The 23973-nt window shown below is 50.0% G+C and carries 23 protein-coding genes; 10 read left to right on the forward strand and 13 right to left on the reverse strand.

Going from position 1 to position 23973, the window contains the following annotated elements; all coding sequences use genetic code 11:
- Positions 1–4 precede the first annotated feature (4 nt).
- Genes pheA through gyrA form a run of 3 tightly spaced genes read right to left on the reverse strand, consistent with a single transcriptional unit; the run spans position 5 to position 4529 of the window.
- Positions 5–775, reverse strand: a complete 771-nt coding sequence (gene pheA, locus XMA127_RS08685; RefSeq protein ID WP_173481316.1) for a chorismate mutase — start codon at positions 773–775, stop codon at positions 5–7.
- A 2-nt stretch (positions 776–777) separates the two neighbouring features.
- The gene (gene serC / locus XMA127_RS08690) at positions 778–1857 is read right to left on the reverse strand and encodes a 3-phosphoserine/phosphohydroxythreonine transaminase (RefSeq protein WP_173481317.1); all 1080 of its coding nucleotides are present in this window, start codon (positions 1855–1857) and stop codon (positions 778–780) included.
- Between the two features lie 23 nt (positions 1858–1880).
- Positions 1881–4529, reverse strand: coding sequence for a DNA gyrase subunit A (gene gyrA / locus XMA127_RS08695; protein ID WP_173481318.1), 2649 nt, complete (start codon positions 4527–4529; stop codon positions 1881–1883).
- Positions 4530–4694: 165 nt separating this feature from the next.
- Between gyrA and ubiG the strand changes: the two genes are divergently transcribed.
- The 3 genes from ubiG to XMA127_RS08710 are packed head-to-tail and all read left to right on the forward strand — an operon-like array spanning position 4695 to position 6843.
- The gene (gene ubiG, locus XMA127_RS08700; protein ID WP_173499147.1) at positions 4695–5411 is read left to right on the forward strand and encodes a bifunctional 2-polyprenyl-6-hydroxyphenol methylase/3-demethylubiquinol 3-O-methyltransferase UbiG; all 717 of its coding nucleotides are present in this window, start codon (positions 4695–4697) and stop codon (positions 5409–5411) included.
- On the forward strand, positions 5408–6064 hold the full coding sequence (locus XMA127_RS08705) for an HAD family hydrolase (protein WP_173499148.1): 657 nt from the start codon (positions 5408–5410) through the stop codon (positions 6062–6064). Before ubiG ends, XMA127_RS08705 begins: the two co-directional genes overlap by 4 nt.
- A gap of 11 nt (positions 6065–6075) precedes the next feature.
- On the forward strand, positions 6076–6843 hold the full coding sequence (locus tag XMA127_RS08710) for a YciK family oxidoreductase (RefSeq protein WP_173484319.1): 768 nt from the start codon (positions 6076–6078) through the stop codon (positions 6841–6843).
- Between the two features lie 215 nt (positions 6844–7058).
- Here XMA127_RS08710 and rluB read toward each other — a convergent pair whose 3' ends face one another.
- Positions 7059–7952: a 23S rRNA pseudouridine(2605) synthase RluB gene (gene rluB, locus XMA127_RS08715; RefSeq protein WP_173481322.1), complete on the reverse strand. Its 894-nt coding sequence runs from the start codon at positions 7950–7952 to the stop codon at positions 7059–7061.
- 75 nt (positions 7953–8027) lie between these two features.
- Positions 8028–8429, reverse strand: coding sequence for an H-NS family nucleoid-associated regulatory protein (locus XMA127_RS08720; protein ID WP_173483084.1), 402 nt, complete (start codon positions 8427–8429; stop codon positions 8028–8030).
- Between the two features lie 259 nt (positions 8430–8688).
- On the opposite strand from XMA127_RS08720, the gene XMA127_RS08725 reads away from it, so the two are divergent.
- Positions 8689–9186 carry a disulfide bond formation protein B gene (locus tag XMA127_RS08725; protein WP_173481324.1) on the forward strand — a complete coding sequence of 166 codons (498 nt, stop codon included), beginning with the start codon at positions 8689–8691 and terminating at the stop codon, positions 9184–9186.
- 2 nt (positions 9187–9188) lie between these two features.
- Positions 9189–9962 carry a sulfite exporter TauE/SafE family protein gene (locus XMA127_RS08730; RefSeq protein WP_217362073.1) on the forward strand — a complete coding sequence of 258 codons (774 nt, stop codon included), beginning with the start codon at positions 9189–9191 and terminating at the stop codon, positions 9960–9962.
- On the opposite strand, the gene XMA127_RS08735 is transcribed toward XMA127_RS08730, so the two are convergent.
- From XMA127_RS08735 to XMA127_RS08745, 3 genes are read right to left on the reverse strand one after another with little or no spacing between them, the layout of a single operon-like run.
- Positions 9959–10903, reverse strand: coding sequence for a 2-hydroxyacid dehydrogenase (locus XMA127_RS08735; RefSeq protein WP_173483085.1), 945 nt, complete (start codon positions 10901–10903; stop codon positions 9959–9961). The two genes, XMA127_RS08730 and XMA127_RS08735, sit on opposite strands and share 4 nt — an antisense overlap.
- The gene (otnI, locus tag XMA127_RS08740) at positions 10896–11681 is read right to left on the reverse strand and encodes a 2-oxo-tetronate isomerase (protein ID WP_173481326.1); all 786 of its coding nucleotides are present in this window, start codon (positions 11679–11681) and stop codon (positions 10896–10898) included. Before otnI ends, XMA127_RS08735 begins: the two co-directional genes overlap by 8 nt.
- A complete protein-coding gene (locus tag XMA127_RS08745; RefSeq protein ID WP_173481327.1) occupies positions 11682–13094 on the reverse strand; it encodes a phosphomannomutase in 1413 nt (470 codons plus the stop codon).
- Between the two features lie 34 nt (positions 13095–13128).
- Between XMA127_RS08745 and XMA127_RS08750 the strand changes: the two genes are divergently transcribed.
- Both XMA127_RS08750 and XMA127_RS08755 read left to right on the forward strand, forming a co-directional pair.
- Entirely contained in the window at positions 13129–13689 is a 561-nt protein-coding gene (locus tag XMA127_RS08750) for a trimeric intracellular cation channel family protein (RefSeq protein ID WP_173499149.1), read from the forward strand.
- 215 nt (positions 13690–13904) lie between these two features.
- Positions 13905–15134 (forward strand): MFS transporter, encoded by a 1230-nt coding sequence (locus tag XMA127_RS08755; RefSeq protein WP_173483086.1) that lies wholly within the window; start codon positions 13905–13907, stop codon positions 15132–15134.
- A 56-nt stretch (positions 15135–15190) separates the two neighbouring features.
- Here the strand turns inward: XMA127_RS08755 and glcF are convergent, their stop codons facing one another.
- From glcF to XMA127_RS08775, 4 genes are read right to left on the reverse strand one after another with little or no spacing between them, the layout of a single operon-like run.
- On the reverse strand, positions 15191–16399 hold the full coding sequence (gene glcF / locus XMA127_RS08760; protein ID WP_173499150.1) for a glycolate oxidase subunit GlcF: 1209 nt from the start codon (positions 16397–16399) through the stop codon (positions 15191–15193).
- Between the two features lie 11 nt (positions 16400–16410).
- On the reverse strand, positions 16411–17475 hold the full coding sequence (glcE, locus tag XMA127_RS08765) for a glycolate oxidase subunit GlcE (RefSeq protein WP_173481330.1): 1065 nt from the start codon (positions 17473–17475) through the stop codon (positions 16411–16413).
- Positions 17468–18979, reverse strand: a complete 1512-nt coding sequence (locus XMA127_RS08770) for an FAD-linked oxidase C-terminal domain-containing protein (RefSeq protein WP_173481331.1) — start codon at positions 18977–18979, stop codon at positions 17468–17470. Before XMA127_RS08770 ends, glcE begins: the two co-directional genes overlap by 8 nt.
- A 30-nt stretch (positions 18980–19009) precedes the next feature.
- Positions 19010–19438, reverse strand: coding sequence for a heme-binding protein (locus tag XMA127_RS08775; RefSeq protein WP_173481332.1), 429 nt, complete (start codon positions 19436–19438; stop codon positions 19010–19012).
- 222 nt (positions 19439–19660) lie between these two features.
- On the opposite strand from XMA127_RS08775, the gene XMA127_RS08780 reads away from it, so the two are divergent.
- Together XMA127_RS08780 and XMA127_RS08785 are read left to right on the forward strand one after the other, a co-directional pair.
- On the forward strand, positions 19661–20404 hold the full coding sequence (locus XMA127_RS08780) for a FadR/GntR family transcriptional regulator (protein WP_173499151.1): 744 nt from the start codon (positions 19661–19663) through the stop codon (positions 20402–20404).
- 8 nt (positions 20405–20412) lie between these two features.
- Positions 20413–21870, forward strand: coding sequence for an MFS transporter (locus XMA127_RS08785; protein ID WP_173499152.1), 1458 nt, complete (start codon positions 20413–20415; stop codon positions 21868–21870).
- Between the two features lie 42 nt (positions 21871–21912).
- Here the strand turns inward: XMA127_RS08785 and XMA127_RS08790 are convergent, their stop codons facing one another.
- Positions 21913–22563: an HAD family phosphatase gene (locus XMA127_RS08790; protein ID WP_173499153.1), complete on the reverse strand. Its 651-nt coding sequence runs from the start codon at positions 22561–22563 to the stop codon at positions 21913–21915.
- Between the two features lie 121 nt (positions 22564–22684).
- Here XMA127_RS08790 and XMA127_RS08795 point away from each other — a divergent pair, with 121 nt between their 5' ends.
- Positions 22685–23866 (forward strand): acetyl-CoA C-acyltransferase family protein, encoded by a 1182-nt coding sequence (locus tag XMA127_RS08795; RefSeq protein WP_173481336.1) that lies wholly within the window; start codon positions 22685–22687, stop codon positions 23864–23866.
- The last annotated feature ends 107 nt before the right edge of the window (positions 23867–23973 follow it).

Here is a 23973-nt window from a genome sequence, read left to right on the forward strand (position 1 = left end):
GTTCCTAAAAAACCGCTTTGGGAAAAAGACCCAGGTAGTGAAAGTTAAGTTCTGGCCCCAACAAAGACTGAAGCTGTTCAATCGACCTAGCGCCATCAAGCTCCATGTAGGTTAGGGATCCATCGGTGATATTTCGCTTCGAATCAGTAACCACTGATTCGGCACTCTCAACAATCAATGCTGTTTTATCATCGCCCGATGCCGAAACCTCTTGATGCCCTAACACTAAAAAGGCCTCATCACCATGGAGAGTTACCTCACCAACAACGTTTAACTGATGAGTCACCAATAACGACAAGACCTCAGGCAATCTATTTACTGAAAGAACCGCGTAGTGCAACGCTCCCTGCGCTAAGCTCAGCAAGGTTTCCGATGCACTAGCGAATGCAATAGGCTCAACCGAGTGACCAAATTGTTTCAGAGCAGCTTGCTCAGTATCTAATTCAGAGGTTGAAACAAACCCAACATTCATACGGTGCTCATGCGCCAGACAGACCGACATCACCTCCCTGAACAGACGTGCAATCTCCTGATCAGGAAGTGGTCCCTGATTGCGCTGCATCGCTTTACGAAGCACCTGCGCTTCTCGCTCAGGTCGATAAAAAACCGGCGAATTCGCACCAAAGTTATGCTTAATATCAGCCACTCTTTGGGCACACTCAGCACGCTTGTTCAACAGAGCATGAATCTCTTGATCAATCTGATCGATCTCATCACGCACCTGTGTCAGCGCCTCATCTTGAGTCAGCCCCTGGTAGAGATTCTGCTGATCCATTGTTAGCCTCGGCGCTTTTCGAAATCAGCCATAAAATCGATCAGTGCATCAACCGCTGCTTCGGGCACAGCATTGTAGATGCTTGCACGCATACCACCGACAGAACGATGCCCCTTAAGATTCAACAACCCTGCCTCTTCAGATTCGGCCAGGAAGGCTTTATCCAGAGCAGAATCCGCCAGTGTGAACGGAACGTTCATGATCGAACGGTTTCGCACAGCAACTGGGTTGGCAAAAAAGTCACTTGCATCAATCGCAGCATAGAGTTTAGACGCTTTGCGATGATTCAATTCCGCCATTGCAGACAAACCACCCTGGCGCTTAATCCACTGGAATACTAAACCTGACAGATACCAGGCCAGTGTCGGCGGCGTATTGTGCATCGACCCTTCAGCAGCGTGAACCGCATAGTCGTACATAGTCGGCGCTGTACTTAAGGGATTGCCTAATAGATCTTTACGCGCGATCACAACCGTTAAGCCGGCAGGTCCGATATTCTTCTGAGCACCCGCATAGATCAAACCAAAGCGTGAGACATCAACAGGCGCAGAGAGTATGTCCGAAGACATATCAGCCACAAGCGGCACGTCACCCGCGTCTGGAATGTAATCAAACTGAACGCCGCCAATGGTTTCATTGGTGGTGTAGTGAAGGTAGTTAGCCGTCGAATCAATAGAGAGATCAGACTGCAGCGGCGCTTCACAAAAGTTTGATGACTCAGTTGAGGCAGCGATAGAGACATCTGCAAAACGCTTTGCCTCTTTGATCGCTTTTTTCGACCAAACACCCGTGTTGATGTACGAGACCTTGCCACCTTGTGACAGATTCATCGGCACCATACCAAACTGACTGGTCGCGCCCCCTTGAAGGAACATGACAGCGTAGTCGTCACTGATGTTCATCAGATCACGCAAATCCTGTTCAGCCCCTTCAGCAACGCTAACAAACTCAGCGCTACGGTGGCTCATCTCCATAATAGAGAGGCCTTTGCCATGCCAATCCAACATTTCAGATTGGGCGATTTCTAGTACTTCCGTTGGCAGCGCTGCAGGGCCAGCGCTGAAATTAAATAGACGATTCATTTAATAGGGGTTCCGAGCCTCAATTACTCTTCTTCGCTGCCGTCGGAATCATCAGACTCCTCTTGTGCAACTTGACTCTCTTCTGATGCATTAGTTTCTGTTGAGTTACCCTCTCCAGCTGCATCAGTCGCATCTTCATCCTCTTCCGGCTCTTCGATTCGAGCGATACCGATCAGAGTCTCATCATCCGCTACGCGAATGAGTCGGACACCCTGGGTATTTCGACCGAGTGAGGAGATCTCAGAAGTACGGGTACGAACCATGGTGCCAAGATCACTGATCAGCATGATGTCATCGCCATCAAATACCTGGACAGCACCGGCCAACGCACCGTTACGATCGGTGCACTGCATAGCAATGACACCCATACCGCCACGACCACGAATTGGGAACTCTGTGATCGCTGTCTTCTTACCATAGCCTTTCTCAGAAGCAGTCAGCACCTGACCACCCTCCTTAGGCACCATCAATGAGATCACTTTAGCGACATCATCCAACTTAACGCCACGCACACCGCGAGCGGTACGACCCATCTCACGAACATCTGTTTCATTGAAGCGAATCGCTTTACCCGCAGAGGTCACCAGCATCACATCGTCGCTACCGTTTGTCAGTGATGCACCGATTAGGCGGTCACCTTCAACGATATCCAATGCAATCAGACCTGTACTGCGTGGGCGAGAGAAGGCCGATAGACGGGTCTTCTTCACGGTACCATTGGCTGTCGCCATGAATACGCAACGCTCATCATCAAACTCTTTAACAGGAAGAATCGTGCTGATGCGCTCACCCTCTGCCAACGGCAGAATATTGACCATAGGTCGACCACGAGCGGTACGGCTTGCCTGAGGGATCTCAAACACGCGCAGCCAGTAGACCTTACCGAAGTTGGTGAAACACAGGATCGTATCGTGACTGTTAGTCACCAGCAGATGCTCGACAAAATCTTCATCTTTCATTGCTGTCGCAGACTTACCTTTACCGCCGCGACGTTGTGCTTGGTAGGCCTCAAGCGGCTGTGTCTTCGCATAACCACCGTGCGAGATAGTCACAACCATCTCCTCTTCGGTGATCAGATCAGCAATGGTTAGATCCTGCATAGACGCAGTGATCTCAGTGCGACGCTCATCTGCGTACTCTGCAACCAGCTCGTTCAACTCTTCAGTAATCACTTCCATCAAACGAACGTGTGAGCCAAGAATCTCTAAAAGCTCTGCAATACGCTCGATAAGATCGCGGTACTCTTCAATCAGCTTTTCGTGCTCTAGACCGGTTAGACGGTGTAGTCGCAATTCGAGAATCGCTTGCGCTTGAGCTGGCGATAGGTAGTAGCTGTTGTCACGCAGGCCGAACTGAGCTTCCAAACCTTCTGGACGACAGGCATCTTCACCTGCACGCTCTAGCATATCCAACACCTGACCAGGCGCCCAAGCGGTCGCAATCAGCGCCTCTTTTGCCTCCGCAGGGGTTGGGGATTTCTTAATCAGTTCAATGACAGGATCAATGTTTGCCAGTGCGATCGCCAAACCTTCCAAGATGTGGCCACGCTCTCGCGCTTTACGCAGTAGGTAAACCGTACGACGTGTGACAACTTCGCGACGGTGACGAACGAAACACTCAAGCGCCGTTTTCAGATCCAATAGACGCGGTTGACCATCAACCAACGCCACCATGTTAATACCAAACACGCTCTGCAGCTGTGTCTGCGCAAATAGGTTATTGATGATGACATCAGGCACTTCACCACGACGCAACTCAATAACGATACGCATACCATCTTTGTCTGACTCATCGCGAAGTTCGCTGATACCTTCGATCTTTTTCTCTTTGACCAGCTCAGCGATCTTTTCGATCAAGCGCGCTTTGTTGAGCTGGTAAGGAATCTCGGTGATAACCAGCATAGGACGACCGTTTTTCGGGTGCTCCTCAACGTGGTGTTTTGCACGAACATAGATACGGCCACGACCTGTTCGGTAGGCCTGCAAAATACCTGCACGGCCATTGATAATACCGCCCGTCGGGAAGTCTGGACCTGGGATAAACTCAAGCAGTTCATCGATAGTAATATCCGGGTTCTCGATCAGTGCCAAACAGCCTCGAACCACCTCACCTAAGTTGTGGGGCGGAATGTTCGTCGCCATACCTACCGCAATACCCGCTGAACCATTGACCAACAGGTTAGGCACACGAGTCGGAAGGACCGCTGGAATCTTTTCGGTACCGTCGTAGTTATCGACGTAATCGACCGTCTCTTTATCCAGATCCGAAAGAAGCTCGTGAGAGATCTTCTTCATTCGAATTTCGGTGTAACGCATTGCCGCAGCAGAGTCACCGTCCACCGAACCAAAGTTACCCTGACCGTCTACCAGCATGTAGCGCATAGAGAAGTCTTGCGCCATACGAACGATCGTATCGTAAACCGCACTGTCGCCGTGAGGGTGGTATTTACCGATTACATCACCAACCACACGAGCGGATTTTTTGTAGGGTTTATTCCAATCATTACCCAGCTCATTCATCGCAAACAGCACACGACGGTGAACCGGTTTTAGGCCGTCACGCGCATCAGGTAGTGCACGGCCGACGATCACGCTCATTGCGTAATCTAGGTAGGACTGCTTCAGTTCGTCTTCGATATTTACCGGAAGAACTTCTTTGGTTAGGTCACCCATTATCTGGCGTTCCTTTTAGTCTTCTGTTCGCACCGCCACCCGGTGCAAAAATAAAGTCCACATCATAACACAAACAATTGAATCAAATCAGCTTTTGGGCCTTATTCAAAGGGGTGATAAACTAGCGCCATTAACCGTTAATGAATTGCCACTTTGGTAGCCTAAATGACCGATCAAACAAACCTGAATATCGACCCACAAGAGATCTCTAAATTCGAAGAGCTTGCATCACGCTGGTGGGATAAAGAGAGTGAATTCAAACCCCTTCACGATATCAACCCACTGCGAGTTGGCTTCATTGATCGTCATGCTGATCTGGCCGGCAAAGAGGTATTAGATGTCGGCTGTGGCGGTGGCATTTTATCGGAAGCGATGGCGCACCGCGGCGCCTCAGTTAGCGGCATTGATATGGGTGAAGCGCCACTAAAAATCGCCAAACTGCACGGCCTAGAGTCTGGCGTTAAAGTCGATTACACCCGCACAACAGCGGAAGAGTTCGCTGAACAGAACCCAGAGCGCTTTGATGTCGTCACCTGCATGGAGATGCTAGAACACGTTCCAGACCCAGCTTCGGTCGTAAAAGCCTGTGCAGCCCTAACCAAACCAGGTGGACGCGTTTTTTTCTCGACTTTAAATCGCAACCCGAAAGCCTACCTGTTTGCCATTTTGGGTGCAGAGCGTCTGCTTAAACTGGTTCCCAACGGCACACACGACTTCAACAAGTTCATCCGCCCGGCTGAACTGGCCAACCACATGCGTGCTGCTGGACTGGAGGTGGATGACCTATGCGGTATGACCTACAACCCACTGACCAAAGTCTATGCACTGGATGCTAATGATGTCAGCGTGAACTATCTGGTTGCCGCGACCAAACCACTATGAGATCCGCACTCTTTGATCTAGACGGCACAATGCTGGATACAGCCCCGGACTTTTATCGCGTCATTTGCCAGCAGGCACAGAACCACGGCTACGCGGAGCCCGATTTTCAGCTAATTAGGGATAATGCATCGAACGGCGGAAAGCCAATGCTTAAGGCCGCTTTCCCAGAGCAGTTCATTGCCAATGAGACAGCACTTCACAATGAGTTTCTCTCTCTGTATAGAAGTAACCCCGTCGAGAGTGGCGGTCTGTTTCCCGGCTTTAACGAAGCGTTGAGCTGGCTTGAAGAGCAGCAGATTCCCTGGGGCATTGTGACGAACAAACCTCGCGAATTGACGGATATCGTGCTTGAACAGCTGCAACTCACTGATCGCTGCAGTGTCTGCATCTGCCCAGAGGACGTTAGTCAATCAAAACCCGATCCAGAAGGGATTATCAAAGCGCTTAAAACGGTTGATGCAACAGCAGAGCACTCACTCTACTTTGGCGACCATATTCGCGACATTGTCGCTGGAAAAGCGGCAGGCACACCAACGGTAGCCTGCACCTTCGGTTACTTAGCGCAAGGCGAGGATTATAGGGAGTGGCAAGCAACTCATGCACTTCATCAGTCCGAGAACCTTCTCTCATTTCTTAGTGAACAATTTATTTAAAAGGTCTAAGCATGTTTACCTACGACGCTCCCGAGCAACTTCTTGAAGGACGCACTATTCTGGTCACTGGTGCCGGTGATGGAATTGGTAAAGCTTCAGCTATCGCCTACGCCAAAGCGGGCGCGACTGTCATACTAGCGGGCCGCACCGAGGAGAAGCTTGAAGCTGTCTACGATGAAATTGAAGCGCTAGGCTGTAAACAGCCTGCCATCGTGCCGATCGACTTCGACAAGGCAAGGGAACCCGACTACATTGAGCTGGCCAACTTGCTGGATGAGACCTTTGGCAAGCTAGATGGCATCCTGCACAATGCCGGGATTCTTGGTCTAAGAACTTCGATTGAGAACTACGACCCGATCATCTGGGAACAGGTGATGCGCGTCAACGTCAATGCACCGTTCATCCTGACACAGACCCTAATGCCACTGCTTAGGCAATCTGAAGACGCCTCAGTCATTTTTGTCACTTCAGGTGTTGCGACCAAGGGCCGTGCCTACTGGGGTGCCTACTGCGTCTCTAAATTCGCCACACTGGGACTAATGGAGACCTTGGCTGACGAGCTAGAGAATGACCCAAGCATCCGCATCAACGCCATCAATCCAGGCGGTACCGCCACTGCAATGCGTGCCTACGCATACCCTGCAGAGGACCCAAGCACCATTGCAACACCCGACGATATCCAACCTGCGTATCTATTCCTAATGGGACCTGATAGCAAAGGAGTCAACGGACAGAATATAGATGCACAAGGTGCAATGACCGCTGCGGATTTGAGCTAGAGAGCGAATACCCAGCCTAAAGGCTGGCCATTACCAACGTTGGAGCGGTCTTAAAAAGGCCGCGATCTTAGTAGAGATGACTGGCCTTCAGCCTGTCATCCGCAGTTAGAATTTAATGCCTATCTGGAAAACACCGATAAAGCAGATGACAGGCTGAAGGCCCGTCACTATCAGCTAGAGAGAGGGATCAGACCGAAGGACAGCCCCCTCAATTGTCACCCTCGCTTGCCCACCACACGAACCTTACGCTTGCGGCGGTCCTGTCGGGCTGAATCACGGTTGTGATCGGTGGTTTGACGTATTTTCTGGCGTTTGTATTCGCGCTCTTTACGATCAAGATCTTCGGGATTGATCGAAGGCACTTTGCGACGCTCTAGCAGCAGCTCATCCGTTAGAATGTCGACCTCTTTCTGACCAAGCTCTCGCCAAGTGCCTACCTTAACGTCACTGGGCAGGAATACCGGCCCGAAACGGACACGCTTTAGGCGGTTAACTTGCAGCTCTTGAGACTCCCAAAGACGACGAACTTCACGGTTACGACCCTCCATCACACAACAGTGGAACCATTTATTGGCACCTTCACCGTTGAAGTAACGAACGTCGGTAAACTTAGCCATGCCATCTTCAAGCAGAACACCGTCGGTTAAACGCTTGAGTACAGCATCACTGACATCACCTAGAACTCGAACCGCGTATTCGCGGTCAATGTTGCTCGATGGGTGCATCATCTTGTTAGCAATTTCACCATCGGTAGTAAAAACCAAAAGACCCGATGTATTGATATCGAGACGACCGATCGCAACCCAACGCTCAGATTTAAGCTTCGGCAGATTATCAAAGACAGTTGGCCTGCCTTCAGGATCATGGCGAGTGCAGACTTCACCAATGGGTTTATTGTAGATAAGAACTCGAGCCGTTTGGCTACCCGCACTGTTCAGTTCAATAGATTTGCCATCGACCTTAATCTGGTCTTCAGCAGAAACACGATCACCAAGAGTCGCCAATTTGCCGTTTACTTCGACTCGACCCTCTTCGATCCAACGCTCCATCTCACGACGTGAGCCTACACCGGAGCGCGCCAACACTTTTTGCAGTTTTTCATCAGACATGCGGACGCAACCTCAAAACATAGAAACAAAAAGACCCTTCCGAGGAAGGGCCTTCACTCATAGGGCGATTATATATCAATCTATGGTTGGCAGTTGATCTTTTGTGATACCACGAGAAGCCATGTACTCTGCGAATACAGTTGGAGTGCGACCGCGACCTGTCCAGGCATGGGTTTGACCACTTGCATCGGTAATCTGGTACTTAGCTTTCACCTCTTTACGAGATTTAGGCGCCGATTCAGTGATACCAGTTAGCTCATCGAGCGCAATACCCGCTTCACGCATCTTCTGGCGAATCGCTTCAATCGCCTCCAGCTTTGCACGGTTCTGCTCTAGTAAAGCAGCTTCCTCAGCGCGACGCTCTTCAAGAATATCCGTTAGATCGGCAATCACTTTTTCGATCTCATCTGCACCAACCGATTGGCACTGTTTACGAAGAGAGTTTTTGCGCAAAAGAGTTTTAATAAAATCGCTCATCAAAAATTCCTAATACTATTAATAGTTGGCAAAGGGGATGCACAGTTTTAATTTAACGCCAACATAATATATAAAAATAAATAGTTTTCTCAATATAAAAATTTAAATAAATAAAAATATTTAAAAAACCTAAACCAAACAATTAAATTAAACCACGAATAAATCCATTTAAATAAATTTACAAAGTTCTAATTTTTAATAGCGACAGCGAATAAAAAGATGATTAGAATCACCTAGAAAATAACCATTCAAAGAAGCCATGTTTAAGTTTAGAGAATCGCCAAAACCGCTCATCTGGAGCTACACACTTATACTCGCGTTAGGCCTCGAGGCTGGGGCTTTAGTTTTTCAATACCTACTCGACTACGGTCCCTGTGCTCTCTGCGTACAGATTCGTGCCACACTCTTTGGCGCCCTTCTCTTGGCAGTATCCGGGAAGATCTTCTCAGCGCGTTCTATACAGACGCTGCTCGCCTTTTTACTTGTTCCACTGATGGCTTTTCTGCTTTACCAGAGCTACCAAGTTTTAGGGATCGAGCGCTACTGGTTTGAGAGCAGCTGCACATTGAGCGACCCTTTCCCAAACTGGTTTCCCCTTCACCTTTGGCTTCCGGCAATATTTGAACCTTGGGAGCTATGTGGCTACACGCCAGAGATCATTAAAGGGATCACTATGGCAGAGGTGCTTATTGTCACGGCAGCGGTCTCTTTAGCCTTATCAATTTGGCATTTAATCAATCAGCTAAAGAGTCAATAAGTTTGGAAGAGATTCTATTTCTTGCCGCTGCAGGTATTTTAGGTGGCATCGTAAACTCTCTTGCTGGCGGTGGAAGTTTTATCACATTCCCCGCTCTGATTGCTGTTGGGGTTCCCCCTGTCATCGCCAATGCCAGCAACACCTTTGCTGCAACAGCTGGCTATCTTTCGGGCACCTATGCGCTTCGACAAGAGATAAAAGATTCACCTAAAAAACTTCTGATCTTCTCTTTTATCTCTGCGATCGGCGGAATAATAGGTGCCTACCTGTTAACACAAACCTCTAACAGCGAATTTGAAAAAGCCGTGCCTTGGCTACTACTCTTCGCGACTCTGCTGTTTATTTTTGGCGGACAGTTTAATAAGACATTACAAAAGTGGAGCCAAAAACATCGCCATATCGATAAAGCACAAAACGGGTTATTTACCCTGCTTTTTATTGGCGTATCAATCTACGGTGGATTCTTTAATGCAGGACTGGGGATATTACTGCTGAGTTACTGCAGCTTAGCAGGCTATCGCTCTGTTAATGAGATGAATGCACTTAAACTGCTCTACTCATCGACCATTTCAGGTTGTGCCATTGTGCTATTCCTAATCAATGATCTGATTAGCTGGAACGAAACATTGATACTGCTGGTTGGCACACTGATTGGGGGCTATGCAGCAGGCATCATCTCCAAGAGGATTCCAAACAGCTGGGTTAGACTGGCCATCATTTTTGCCAGCACAGCCATCACCCTCTGGTTCTTTACCAGCATTTACCTACTGGACTAATTGACGGGAGTAACCAGGCTTCCTGATTCGATATAGGCTTTTACATTATCGACAACCAACTGGGCCATTGCCGTTCGGGTTTCAAACGTGGCACTACCAACGTGTGGCAATAGCAACACATTAGGCAGATCCATTAGCGCCTCTGGCACCTCTGGCTCTCTCTCAAAGACATCCAACGCCGCACCACCCAACTCACCGGACAGCAGAAGATCAACCAGTGCCTTTTGATCCACCACCGCACCGCGGGCGATATTGATCAGCGAACTTTGTGGTCCCAAGGCCTGTAACACCTCTCGATCGATCATCTGATAGGTCTCTGGCGTACTTGGACAGAGCAGAAGCAAGTAGTCGGACCATTTTGCCAGCTCAACAATCGACGCTTCATAAGCGTAGTCGACATCCTCCCGTGGATGACGATTGTGATAGCGAATCTGCATTGAAAACGCCTCGGCTCTCTTAGCAGTCTCCAATCCAATGCGTCCTAATCCGACAATACCCAGGCGCTTACCGCTGACTTTTTGCCCCATCGGTGGTGTTGGGTTGCTAAGCCATTCACCGCGACGAACAAAGCGTTCAGCCTCGCCCATACAGCGCGCTTGTGAGATCAGCATCCCAATCGCCATATCCGCCACACACTCGTTAAGCACGTCGGGTGTGTTGGTCACATACACATTGCGCGAAGTCGCAAACTCGACATCCACTTTGTCATAGCCAACGCCCCAGTTAAAGATCACTTTAAGATTGGGCAGCTGCTCCATCAATGCGTTTGCACAGCCTTTGCCGGCACTGGTGACCACCAATTCAAAATCGGCACCCTGATCCGCTAAAAACTGATTCGCATCACCCTGCTTATTTAGCGGAACCAGTTCAACCACCTCCGCCAACATACCTTTTAGCTCAGCACTAATGCCGGCAACAAGAAGCGCCTTGGGTTTATCCATTAGATGACCTTTTGTAGTCAGACAACCAACCCAAACCCTCTAAAGTCGTTGTTTTAGGTCGATATTCGCAACCAATGAATCCTTGATACCCTTTTTGATCGAGCCAGTTAAAGAGGTAGGAGTAGTTGATTTCGCCGCTGGATGGTTCATTGCGATCGGGCACGGATGCGATCTGCATATGATCAATCAGAGGCCAGTATCGCTCTAAACGGGTAATAAGATCCCCGCACATAATCTGAGCATGGTAGAGGTCAAACTGCATTTTTAAATTTGTGCGATTGGCCAACTCAATCACCTCTGCAGCTTGCTCAGGTGTCGTTAAAAAGTAGCCTGGCATATCACGACTGTTAATCGGCTCAATTAACACATTGATACCTGATAAGTTCAGTTGATCGGCCGCCCAGGTTAAATTATTCAGATAGGTTTCAAATGCCTTTGGATCGGAAAAATCGGCTAGCCCGGACATGATGTGCAGACGTCGATTGCCCAACACCTCGGCATAAGAGGCCGCCTGTTCAATCGAGGCTTTAAACTCAGATTCGCGACCGACCAGCGCCGCTAGCCCACGTTCACCCGCACCCCAATCACCGGCAGAGGCATTGAACAGCGCTTGCTCCAAACCAGACTCATTTAAAAGGTCTTTAATCTGTTCCGCAGGATAGTCGTACGGGAAAAGATACTCGACCGAATCAAAACCGGCTTTTTTTGCCGCAACGAAACGCTCTAAAAAGGGAAGGTCTGAAAATAGAAACGATAGGTTAGCAGCAAAATTTAACATCTATACTTCACTCTTAAACAGTTGCTCGACCTTGTTAAGTACCCGACGACAGAGTTCTGTCGCATCCTGTTCACTGTTCATCTCGACATAACAGCGCAGCTCTGGAGCATTACCAGAGGGACGAAGATGGACAATCGTATCAGTATCAAAGTCGACACGATAACCATCGGTCTGATCGACTGATCGAATACCACCCAAAGACCAAGGCATTAGCGATTCAAACTGCAGCTGCCCTTCATTCAGACGCTGTAACATCGATTGGCTCCACTCGGTCGCTATCCCTGGAATGCGATCCGATGCGGTGTATCGCTCTGGCAGCTCGGCCGACAGTTGACTGGCCTTAAGCTGATTCTGTTTGGCGAGGTAGATGACCGCCAGCATTGGCAGAACAGCATCACGCGTCGCCAACGTTGAAAGCGTTGACCCATTCAGTCCAACATCGCTACCTAACAAAAATCCACCGTTCGCTTCAAAACCGGCAACAACACCCTCTGCAACCGACTCCATTCCTGCAATCACATAGGGTGAGCCTATTCGTGTACGCAGCGTTTGATCAAACCAACCGCTTAATTCCAGTGCCGTATTACTGCTGACGGGAGTCACAACCGCTTCTGCACCGACCGCCTTTGCTGTGAGGACACCCAGAATATCACCGCGGAAAAAGGTCCCTGTCTCATCGGCGATGAGAGGACGGTCCGCATCACCATCGGTAGAGACCAAAAGATCAAATCCAACCTCAGACGCCCAACGCTTAGCCTGTTCAATATCCTCTGTACGCACCGCTTCAGTATCGATAGGCACAAACTGTTCTGTCCTGCCAAGGGCAATCACCTCTGCCCCCATCGCCTCGAACAGTTCACTTAACAGATCACGAGCAACACTTGAGTGCTGATAGATAGCGACCTTCAAGCCAGAACAAAGATCTTGACCGAAACAGTCAACATAGCGTGATAGGTAAGCCGACTTAGCACCAGCATCAATCGCAGGCAGTTCTGGACACTCAATAATTTGAGGCAGCACTACCTCGGCCGATGAGATCGACTCTTCATGTGCCTTATTGATCTCACCCTCGACGCTGTAAAACTTGATTCCGTTCCGATCGAACGGGATATGGCTGCCAGTCACCACAATCGCAGGCGCATGCATCTTAGACGCGTAGTAGGCGACGGCTGGTGTTGCCAATGCACCGACATAAATCACCTCGACACCTAAGTCTCTCATGGCCGCCATGCAGGCTCGGGTAATTTGCGGGCTGGAGGGTCGTAAGTCATGACCTATAACAACACGGGTCCCTTGACCTGCCGCTTGCCAAAACGCAGCAGCAAAGGCGTACGCGACCTCATTGGTTAGCTCACTGACCAAGCCTCGAACGCCACTGGTACCAAACTTAACGCCCGCTTCAGAAATTTTCATAATCAAATAGATCCTTTACTCATGGATGATTTGAGTGAAAGAATGCACAATTCATACCAACACTGACCCATATAAATATGAGTCCGATTGTCGCACAGATAAGCTTGCATCCATAGAGAGCAAAGGGAGGCTTTTGTTGTTTAGTCAGCCACTACTCGCTGCCGAGTTTCTAGGGACGGTTGTATTTGCTATCACCGGTGCCTTAGCCGCCACCGGTAAGCGCATCGACATCTTTGGCGTAATGGTATTAGCCGTCGTCACTGCGGTAGGTGGAGGGACTATTCGTGACCTAACCATCAACAACGGCCCCATCTTTTGGCTTGAAGAGACCTGGTATATATCAACGGCACTGATTGCGGGTCTCGTGACCTTTATCTTAGCGCGTTATCTTCGCTACCCGCGCCGACTGTTGCTGATATTCGATGCCGCCGGTATCTCACTTTTTGCAATCATCGGTGCGCAAAAGGCCCAGATGGCTGATCTATCGCCCCTACTGGTCGTCATGATGGCCTGTATCACAGCCGTTGCAGGCGGCCTTATCCGTGATGTGCTAACCAATGAAGACCCGATGATTCTTGGCGGTGGCGACGGCTAACTCTATGCCACCTGCACCATACTCGGTGCGATGGTATTTGTATTAGGTGAGGGTTACATCGATCCGATACTCCTCTCCTACTTGGCAATGTTAGTCATTTTTCTAACCCGACTGGCCGCCATATTTGGCAATTTGCGTCTGCCAAAATTTATTGATGCAGGCCATAGATTAGAGAGTCATGAAGAGGCCAGAAACCCCTCTAAGGATTCAGACCAGTGAGTGACACCCGGCTATTAAAACAGGGATTATTTGTTCGGTTCCTCACCAGCCAACTCACCTCCGGCATGGCGATTCAGATGATGCTGATCGGCTTGGGCTGGCAGGTCTACCTGATGACCGAAAGCGCTATGGCGCTTGGCTGGGTTGGTCTGGCGCGTTATGTACCTCAGATTCTGTTTACGCTGCACGCAGGCGACATGGCCGATCGATACGATCGTCATAAGGTGATGATTTGGAGTCGGGTGCTGCTGTTAATCACCATTGGTGCGCTCTCCTTAACCAGTTTCACTGAGACCATTACAGAAGGGATCATCTACATAGCCTGTTTCATGCTGGGCGTCTCTAGAACCTTCAGCATGCCTGCGGGGCAAGCGATGGTGCCGAATCTGGTGCCGCGCCAGCTTCTGACCCAAGCGATGACACTGACCGCTTCAGCTCGTGAGACCATTACAATTATTGGTCCGGCTTTAGGTGGCGTCATCTATATTTTTGGAGCCGGCACACTCTATGCCACTAGCATGCTGTTCGTCTTAATATCGATTGTGACGCTGTTTGGCATGAAAGATACAGCCATCAAACGGGACCGAAGCGAGCAGCGTCGCAAAGAGTTGTTTGAGGGCTTTGTCCACGTCTGGCGCAACAAACCGGTATGGGGATCGTTAATGCTCGATACGCTGGCGGTTCTAATCGGCAGCGTTACTGCTCTTCTACCGATGATTGCGCACGATATATTACAGACCGATTCAGTCGGTTTAGGCCTGTTAAGAAGCGCACCAGCGGCGGGGGCCGTTGCGATGTCGTTCTTGCTTGCAAAATACCCGATTCAACGACACTCCGGGCGTTGGCTCTATGCGGCCGTCTGGGTCTTTGGCTTGGGCACTCTGGTCTTCGGTTTCTCTGAAGTGATGTGGGTATCGCTGACCGCTCTGTTTGTTCTTGGCGCCGCCGATATGATCAGTGTTGTGATTCGCTCAACACTGGTTCAGGTTGAAACACCCGATGAGATGCGCGGACGGGTCAGCGCGGTTAACTCACTCTTTATTGCAACCTCCAATCAACTGGGTGAATTTGAATCAGGTGCACTTGCCGCCTGGATTGGTGCGGTCCCCTCCATTCTATTTGGTGGCTTTGGCACCCTCGCCCTGGTAGCACTTTGGATTCCGCTCTACCCCACTCTTTGGAACCGAGATCATCTCGTCACACCCGAATCCGAAACTGAAAAATAGAAGCAGTGACAAATAAATAGGGGCCTAACAAGGCCCCTTTAATAGTGACTGCGATCTTATCGATCCAACAGTTCAATCCAGTGATTAACCGGTACCGGCGAAGCTGTCTCAATGTGTAACTGACACCCAATGTTCGCGGTAGCGATCTGTGTCGGTTTATCCCCTGTCAGTGCCTCAACCTTATTGGCTAGCAGCTTTTGACTGATCTTCGGCTGAAGAATCGAGTAGGTGCCCGCGGAACCACAACAGAGATGCTTATCCTTGGTCTTGGCCAGATCAAAGCCCACTTTCTCGAGTACTTTTTCTACGGAGCCGCTCTGTTTCATAGCGTGCTGCAAGGTACAAGGACAGTGGAACGCGATCTTTTCACCATCAGTATTGGGAGCAAGTGGTGACAGATCTTCAGCCAGCAGCACCTCACTGATATCTTTTGTCAGCTCACTCACACGCTTGGCCTTCTCCGCGTAGTCTGGGTCATCTCTTAATAGATGCCCGTACTCCTGAACCATGGCACCGCAACCAGACGCGGTCATCACAATGGCTTCACAACCCCCTTCAATCGCTGGCCACCAGGCGTCAATGTTCTTGCGCATCTCATTAAGACCCGCTTCGTGTGCCGACAGGTGGTAATTCACCGCTCCACAGCATCCAGCTTGTGGTGCTTCAACCAGAGTGATTCCTAGCTTATCCAGTACCCGAGCCGTTGCCGCATTGGTATTGGGTGCAGCACTGGGTTGAGCACAACCGGCAAGAGCCATCATAACTCGAGCATGACGTTTGGCTGGCCAAGGAGAGGCTTTACGTTTAGGCGGGACCTTCTTACCCAGAGCGCCAGGTAGAATCGGTTTAAACACCTGACCTACTTTTAGTAGCGGACCAAAGCGGTTAGCGTGAGGCAGAACCTGTTTCAATCCCCAGCGAACCACTTTTTCCGTAACAGGGCGATCCAATTTCTTCTCAACAATGCCACGACCTATATCAACTAGACGTCCATATTGAACGCCCGATGGACAGGTCGTCTCACATGAACGACAGGTCAGACAGCGATCTAGGTGTGTCCGAGTTTTTTCGGTCACCTCATCGGTCTCCAACAGCTGTTTGATCAGATAGATTCGACCACGCGGGCCGTCTCGTTCATCATTCAACTCTTGGTAGGTTGGGCACGTTGCTGTACAGAAACCACAGTGAACGCAGCTACGCAGAATCTCTTCCGCCTCTTGTCCTTCGGGCGTCCCTAGGAAGGTTTGAACTATATTCGTTTTCATTGCACTGACTCCTACAACCAACCAAACGCACGGCCGGGATTGAATACCCCCTGCGGATCGACAGACGCTTTAATGCGTTGTTGCAGAGCCTGAATTGATGGATTAACCGGATGAAGTACCTCGTCAGTACGATCACCTCCGCGGTAGAGTGAAACCTGTCCACCAGCACTCTCTGCTAGCTCCACCATACGATCGAAACTGTGATCACCGGCATACCAGCGCTCAGCGCCACCCCAGTTGATTAATGAATCCCCTTCGATGGGTAGGACATCCGCACTGCCCTTAACGGAGAAGCGCCAGACTTTTTCCGCATTGAATAGGGCTGGTTTCTGATCTTGCAGATCCGCCCAAAGAGCCAAGGCAACCTCTGGAGCCAGTTCATCACCACCCCAAATTTTTGCAGTCGCATCAACTGCTGAGGCTGCACCTGCCAGACGAACAAACAATTCTCCGTTGTGCCAATAAGCCGCTGTAATCGGCTTTGGCTGACCTGACATGGAGTTCATGCGCTGTATCGCTTCGGCTTGATCCATTGCGAACTTCAAAGTGCGGGTAGTCGCTGGTTTAGGCAGTACTTTTAGAGAGATCTCGGTCATTAGGCCTAATCCACCCATCGCACCCGCTTGCAGACGCGAAAGATCGTAACCGGCGACATTCTTCATCACCTGACCACCAAACCGCAGCTGTTCCGCTTCGCCATTGATCAACCTGACGCCTAATACATGATCACGAATGGATCCGTACCAAGGGCGCCCCGGACCTGAGACGTTAGCGGCCAATGTACCACCTAAGGTTGCTTTGCCACCGAAACGTGGCGGCTCACAGGCCAGCATCTGATTGTGTTCAGATAGTGCAGACTCAATCTCTGCAAGTCTGGTACCGGCACGTGCGGTCATAACGAGCTCAACCGGTTGGTAGCTAACAATGCCTGTGTGACCACTGACATCGATGGTACGATCCGTCTCGATCTGACGTCCCATAAAGGCTTTACTGCCACCCGCTGAAATAGCCAGCGTCTCTTTAGCCTCAACCGCATCACGGACTTGGCTAATCAATTCATTGGTTAAATCAGACACGGAACTCTCCTGCATCAGTATTGCTATTGGCGCTAACCTGAGCATTGGGCGTTAGATCAAGATCCAACGAACGGTACTCCTGACAACTTCTCAAGGTCGGTATACCTTTACCGGGATTAAGAAGCTCTTTGGCATCAAAGGCACGCTTCACTTTGTGGAACTGCTCGATCTCTGAATCACTGAACTGAGCCGGCATTTGACGGAGTTTTTCATAGCCTACGCCGTGCTCGCCCGTGATACAGCCGCCCACCTCAACACAGAGTTCAAGAATTTTGCCACCGAACTCTTCGGTGCGCTCCAGCTCACCCGGTACGTTCGCATCAAAGAGAATCAGTGGGTGCAAGTTGCCATCGCCGGCATGGAAAACGTTGGCCACACGCAGACCGTAGTGCTCTGACATTTTCTGCATCTCGAGCAGCACATGCGTTAGCTGACCACGCGGAATCGTCCCGTCCATGCAGTAGTAGTCTGGTGAAATACGTCCAACGGCTGGGAAGGCTGATTTACGCCCAGCCCATAGACGTGCACGCTCCTCTTCACTTTGAGATGTGCGAACCGAGGTGGCTCCCAGTTCACGAAACAGCGTTTCAACCGCTTCAATATGCTCCGCCACCTCTTCATCGGTGCCATCGACCTCACATAGCAATAGAGCCTGAGCATCGACGGGGTAGCCCGCTTTGGCAAAATCTTCAGCCGCTTTAATGGCAAAGCCATCCATCATCTCAAGACCGCCAGGAATGATACCCTTAGCAATGATCTCACCGACGGCATCACCCGCTTTGGGTACCGAGTCGAATCCTGCAACCACTACCTGAGCACGCTCAGGTTTTGGCAGCAGCTTCACTCGCACTTCGGTGACCACACCCAATAGCCCTTCGGATCCTGTGAACAGCGCCATCAGATCCATACCACAGCTATCAAGACCTTCTGAGCCGATGGTTAGCAGCTCACCTTCCATCGTCAGGAACTGAACACTTAACAGGTTATGCACGGTCAAACCGTATTTAAGGCAGTGGACACCCCCTGAGTTTTCAGCCACGTTACCGCCAATGGTGCAGGCTATTTGCGACGAAGGGTCTGGACCGTAATAGAGATTGTAATCACCTGCCGCTTCACTAATCGCTAGGTTGCGAACACCCGGTTGAACGCGAGCCGCTCTAGCGTCAGTATCGATCTCGAGGATCTTATTGAACTTCGCCATCGATAAGACCACGCCATCACCATGAGGCATAGCACCGGCACACAAACCGGTACCTGCACCACGAGCTACCACAGGGATGTTCTCTTCGTGACAAATTTTAAGAACCTTCTGTGCCTGCTCTACCGTTGATGGCAAAACAACGATCAACGCCTCTTCGCAATAGGCTGAAAGGCCGTCACACTCATAAGGCTTTAACGTTTCGCTGTCACTGATGACGTAGTGCGAATCAATGAACTCATTAAATCGCTGAGCAATGCGTTGACGCTTAGCAACACGATCCGGGCTAGCCACTGCACTCTGCATACTGATCTCCAACCCCACTCTGGGTACTTTTTATTGTTGAGTCTGCTGTTGCCAGTACTCTATACCAGCTTGAGCACACTCCATATCCTGCATTGGTGTACCAGAACTCAATCCGATGCCACCAACTACTTGTCCATTTGACTCCACGGGATAACCGCCGCCCACAACACACAGACGTCCACCCATCGAGGTGTGAATACCAAACACCAACGAGCCGGGTGTACATGCAGCGTTGTACTCGTGCGTCGCTTTGCGAGCAGCCGCTGCGGTGTAGGCTTTGTCTTGAGCGATGGTTACACTGGTGGTTTTACCGCCATCCATACGTTCAAAAGCGATCAAATTCCCTGACTCATCTGTTATCGCGATACACATAGGTACACCAATCTCATTAGCTCGGTTTCGAGCCCCTTCGATTAACAGACGAGCATCTTCAATATCTAAGCGTTTCAGTTCGAGCATAAGTTCAACCTCTTAAATTGGAGTAGTAGACAGACCAATAGAGCGATGCTGTCACAAAAACTTACGCAGCTGTCTACTGGTATGACCACTTGAAATCAAACCACTGATTTGATGGTCACTCACTCGATGAAACGTTTATGCATTCAAACCCAGATGGGGCTTGCGTTTCAATTGATGGCGTGGAAAACTGGTCTGACCAATCCATACCGAGATGCGAAATAGATGAGCCAATCTGCAAGCAGCGCTGTTAATGAAGTCACTCAATATCTGCAAAAATTGATTGCTGATGGTGAGTTAGGACCGGAGAGCAAGATCCCGTCTGAACGATCCCTCTCTGCACGTCTAGGTGTGTCGCGTACCATTGTTCGAGAGGCACTGCATATACTCTCGGGTAAAGGGATCATTGAAACGCACCACGGTAGAGGATCATTTGTCTCCTGCGCGGTCACCAGTTCAGAAAACAAGTCCGCTCTGATCAATCTTTTTGGTCAGGATCCCAAGGCTGTACTGGAAATTCTTGAGGTCCGTGAACAGCTGGAGGGGCAAGCTTGCTTTCTAGCCGCACAACGAGCGACCGCTCGCGATCAGTATCGCATTCGTGAGGCGTTCAAGAAGATGGAATCGGTAGCCCCCGATTGGGATGCTAACTTGGACCATGAATTTCATAGACGCGTGATCGAGGCATCCCACAACTCGGTATTGATACACACCCTTTCAAGTTTGAAAGATCTGACGCTGATTAGCATTCAAGAGGCCGTTAGAAACTTCAACCAGAAAGGGGGCTTTAAGCAGGTGGTCGATAAACACCACAGTGAAATCTACCAGGCGGTGACCACAGGACAATCGGCCTGGGCTCGATCGGCTGCCATGGACCACGTTCGACATGTGCGAGAGGCCTTAAAAGTGCTGTTTGATGTCGAAATGAAGCGGCTAAACGATTTTCAAAGCTCCACCTCTGGCAAGTAACTCCCAATATGCGCTTAATATTCATCTCTCTTCTGGCTCTATTTATGAGCCTGATGCTTGTTGCGTCTGGCAATGCCTATTTGATGTCGCTGATTGGCGTTCGTTTAGGTATGGCGAATACACCGCCAACCGAGATTGGTTGGATCATGACCTTCTACTCTATCGGGTTTGTGATTGGTTCAATCTTTGCTCAACGACTGCTGATCAGAGTGGGGCACATTCGGGCCTTCTCAACGCTGGCCAGTCTCGCGGCGATGGCCGCTCTGCTCTACCCCTTCGCTGAGGATTTTTGGGTTTGGAGTCTACTCAGGATTATCGGCGGGTTCAGCGTTGCTGGTCTATTCATTGCGATAGAGAGTTGGTTTAGCGCCGTGGCTAGCGACAACAACCGCGCTACCCTATTCTCTCTATACACCATTGCAGCCTATTCAGCGGCAGCGTCAGGACAGGTCATTCTTGGCCACTCCTCTGGCCTGCAAATATCCACAGCCTTTATCATTGCGGGACTTCTGCTAATCGCAGCCGTCATTCCTCTTTCTGCTTCTCGCCTCCAATCGCCGCCCTTAGAGACTGCAGAGTTCATGTCACTGCAGCGACTCTGGCGCAAATCGGCGCTGGGGCTTTTTTCAGCATTTTGTGGCGGGCTGTTGATCGGTTCGTTCTATGCACTGGTTCCGCTCTATGCCACATTGAGCGACATTGCAACGGATCAAATTGCCACCTTGATGTCGATATCCGTTATGAGCGCGATGCTGTTCGCTTGGCCCATCGGTTGGCTGTGTGACCGAATCACACGAAGCAAGGTGTTAACAGTAACCGTCCTCGTCGCCGCTCTAGCAGCCCTGGGAGCATCACTGTTTGGTTCTGATCAGTTTGTGCTGCTGATTGTTTCGACCTCACTGTTCATGGCGATGATTGCGGCGATCTACTCAATAGCGGTAGCGATTACCAACGACTTGATTCGCAGTGAGGAGCGTGTTGCCGCCTCATCGACACTGATGCTGAGCTATGGACTTGGCAGTATTGCAGGGCCACTGTTAGGCTCAATGCTACTGGGCTCTTTTGCACCCGGTTCGTTGTTCCTGGGATTTGTGGTGATTCTGCTGATTCTTGTGGTATTTACTCTATTCAGACAGGTACAAAAACCACCCGTACCGATCGAAGAGCAGGAGCAGTTTATCCCTGCGATGCCAGAAACACAGGTCATTGCAGAGTTTGACCCTCGTACCGAGGATCTACCCGATACTGCGATCGAAGAGCTGTTCCCGGAGGAAGTGGTTGAGGCGGTACTAGGGGTTAATGAAACCGATCAACCCCTTACCTCTATTGTTGAGAGTGAGTCGCTGACCGAGGAAACTCTAGAGCCTTTAAAGGGCTTGGTGGAACAAAAATCTGAGCACAGTTTCGATATCCATGAAGAGGCTATTCAAGCACAGGCAGAGGAAGCCTCTTCACAGAAACCCTAGGGAGCCTGAGATGTCATGGACCTATTCGTAGGCTCCCTAAAATTAGCCTAGGTAGCTAAACCCACCTTGACGATAATAATCATGCAGATCGGTCATCGATTCAAAGGCATGATTCGCAATCGACAATTCAGATCTTGGCGGGAAACTCTCTGGCACAACAGCCACCGACATCGAAGCTGCTTTACCGGCAATCGTTCCATTGACAGAGTCTTCGATGATGAGCACTTGCCAAGGATCAGCACCGATCCGTTTCGCGGCTTTTAGGAACACCTCGGGGTGAGGTTTAGATAGTCCAATCTCTGAGCCTGAGGCATAGACAGTGATCGGTAAGTTATGAGTCTTAATCACCGCTTCAATCAATCTAATCGCCGAACTGGAGGCAATCGCCATTGGAACGGCATCGGCTTGAAGCTGGTCGATGAATGCCATTACCCCTTTCATCAACGGCAGTGTCACCAACCGTTTTTCCATCTCCGAAATGACTTGGTCAACCATCTCTTCAACCACTAGGCCTTTCTCTGGGTAGAGACGGTTCATCTTGGTCATGAAATCAAAGGTCGTTGCGCCGGCGTGTTTTTTGAGCTCTTCGATCTCCATATGGATACCAAACTTAGCCAACACCTCCTGTTCCACAAGCTTCCACTGCGGTTCGGAATCGACCAACACGCCATCCATATCGAAAAGAACAAACATAAACACCTCAAATTTTTTCTTGATTATAACTATCAATTAGTCGACTTGGTCATGTATTTGTAGCGATAACCCTATATATTGTCGGAATACCAAAATTAATTGTGCATAAGGAGATATGCAGATGACACGTGAAGTAGTTGTTCTAAGCGCAATGCGTTCACCAATCGGTGCTTTTGGTGGCAGCCTAAGTTCTATGGAGCCAGCAGAGCTAGCGGGCACTGTTATGAAAGAGGCGGTTGCACGTTCTAAAGCGGATCCCGAGAAGATCCACTACGTGACGGTTGGTAACTGTATTCCAACAGAATCACGCTACCCCTACGTTGCACGTGTTGCCTCTATCCAGGCAGGTCTACCTATGAACTCAGTTGCGATGGCTGTTAACCGCCTATGTGCTTCAGGCCTTCAAGCGGTGGTATCCAGTGCTCAACAGATCGAGCTAGGTCAATGCGACTATGCTGTTGGCGGTGGTGTCGAGGTGATGTCACGCGGTACTTACATGGCACCTGCTATGCGTACCGGTGCTCGCATGGGTGATACTGGCATGATTGACGCGATGGTGTCCGTTCTGACCGATCCATTTGGCGCTGGTCACATGGGGATCACGGCTGAAAACTTGGCGGAAAAATGGAACATTTCTCGTGAAGAGCAAGATGCGTTCGCGGCAGAGTCACAACGTCGTGCTGAAGTAGCGATTAATGAAGGTCGATTCAAAGATCAGATCGTTCCAATCACACTGAAGTCTCGCAAAGGCGAAACTGTGTTTGATACGGACGAACACCCTAAACCAGGTACGACCGCAGAAAAACTGAGCGGCATGCGTCCTGCATTTAAGAAAGACGGTACTGTTACAGCAGGTAATGCTTCAGGCATCAATGACGGTGCAGCCTTCCTTGTGCTTGCAGATGCTGAAACCGCTAAAGCAAACGGTGAGACACCTATCGCTAAGATCGTCTCTTACGCGGTTGCCGGTGTACCTAACCACATCATGGGTGAAGGCCCTATCCCATCATCAAAAGCCGCACTAGAGAGTGCCGGCCTAACCATTGATGATATGGATGTGATCGAATCTAACGAAGCCTTTGCCGCTCAAGCGATTGCAGTCTCTAAAGGTCTAGGTCTTCCTGCAGACAAAACCAATCCGAACGGTGGCGCTATTGCATTAGGCCACCCTGTTGGCTGTTCCGGTGCTTTCATCGCGACTAAGGCGATTCACGAGCTGCAACGTACTGGTGGCAAATACGCGCTAGTAACCATGTGTATCGGTGGTGGTCAGGGTATCGCTGTCATCTTCGAACGAATCTAATCGTTGGAACATTAAAAAACCGGCAGTAGCCGGTTTTTTTTCGGGCAATTTTCAATCGAGGCGATCACTGCTTCTGAGTAATTAAATCCAAGTGTCTGCCGCTAGCG

Source organism: Marinobacterium sp. xm-a-127 (assembly GCF_013283425.1).
In the GTDB taxonomy this organism is placed as follows: domain Bacteria; phylum Pseudomonadota; class Gammaproteobacteria; order Pseudomonadales; family Balneatricaceae; genus Marinobacterium_E.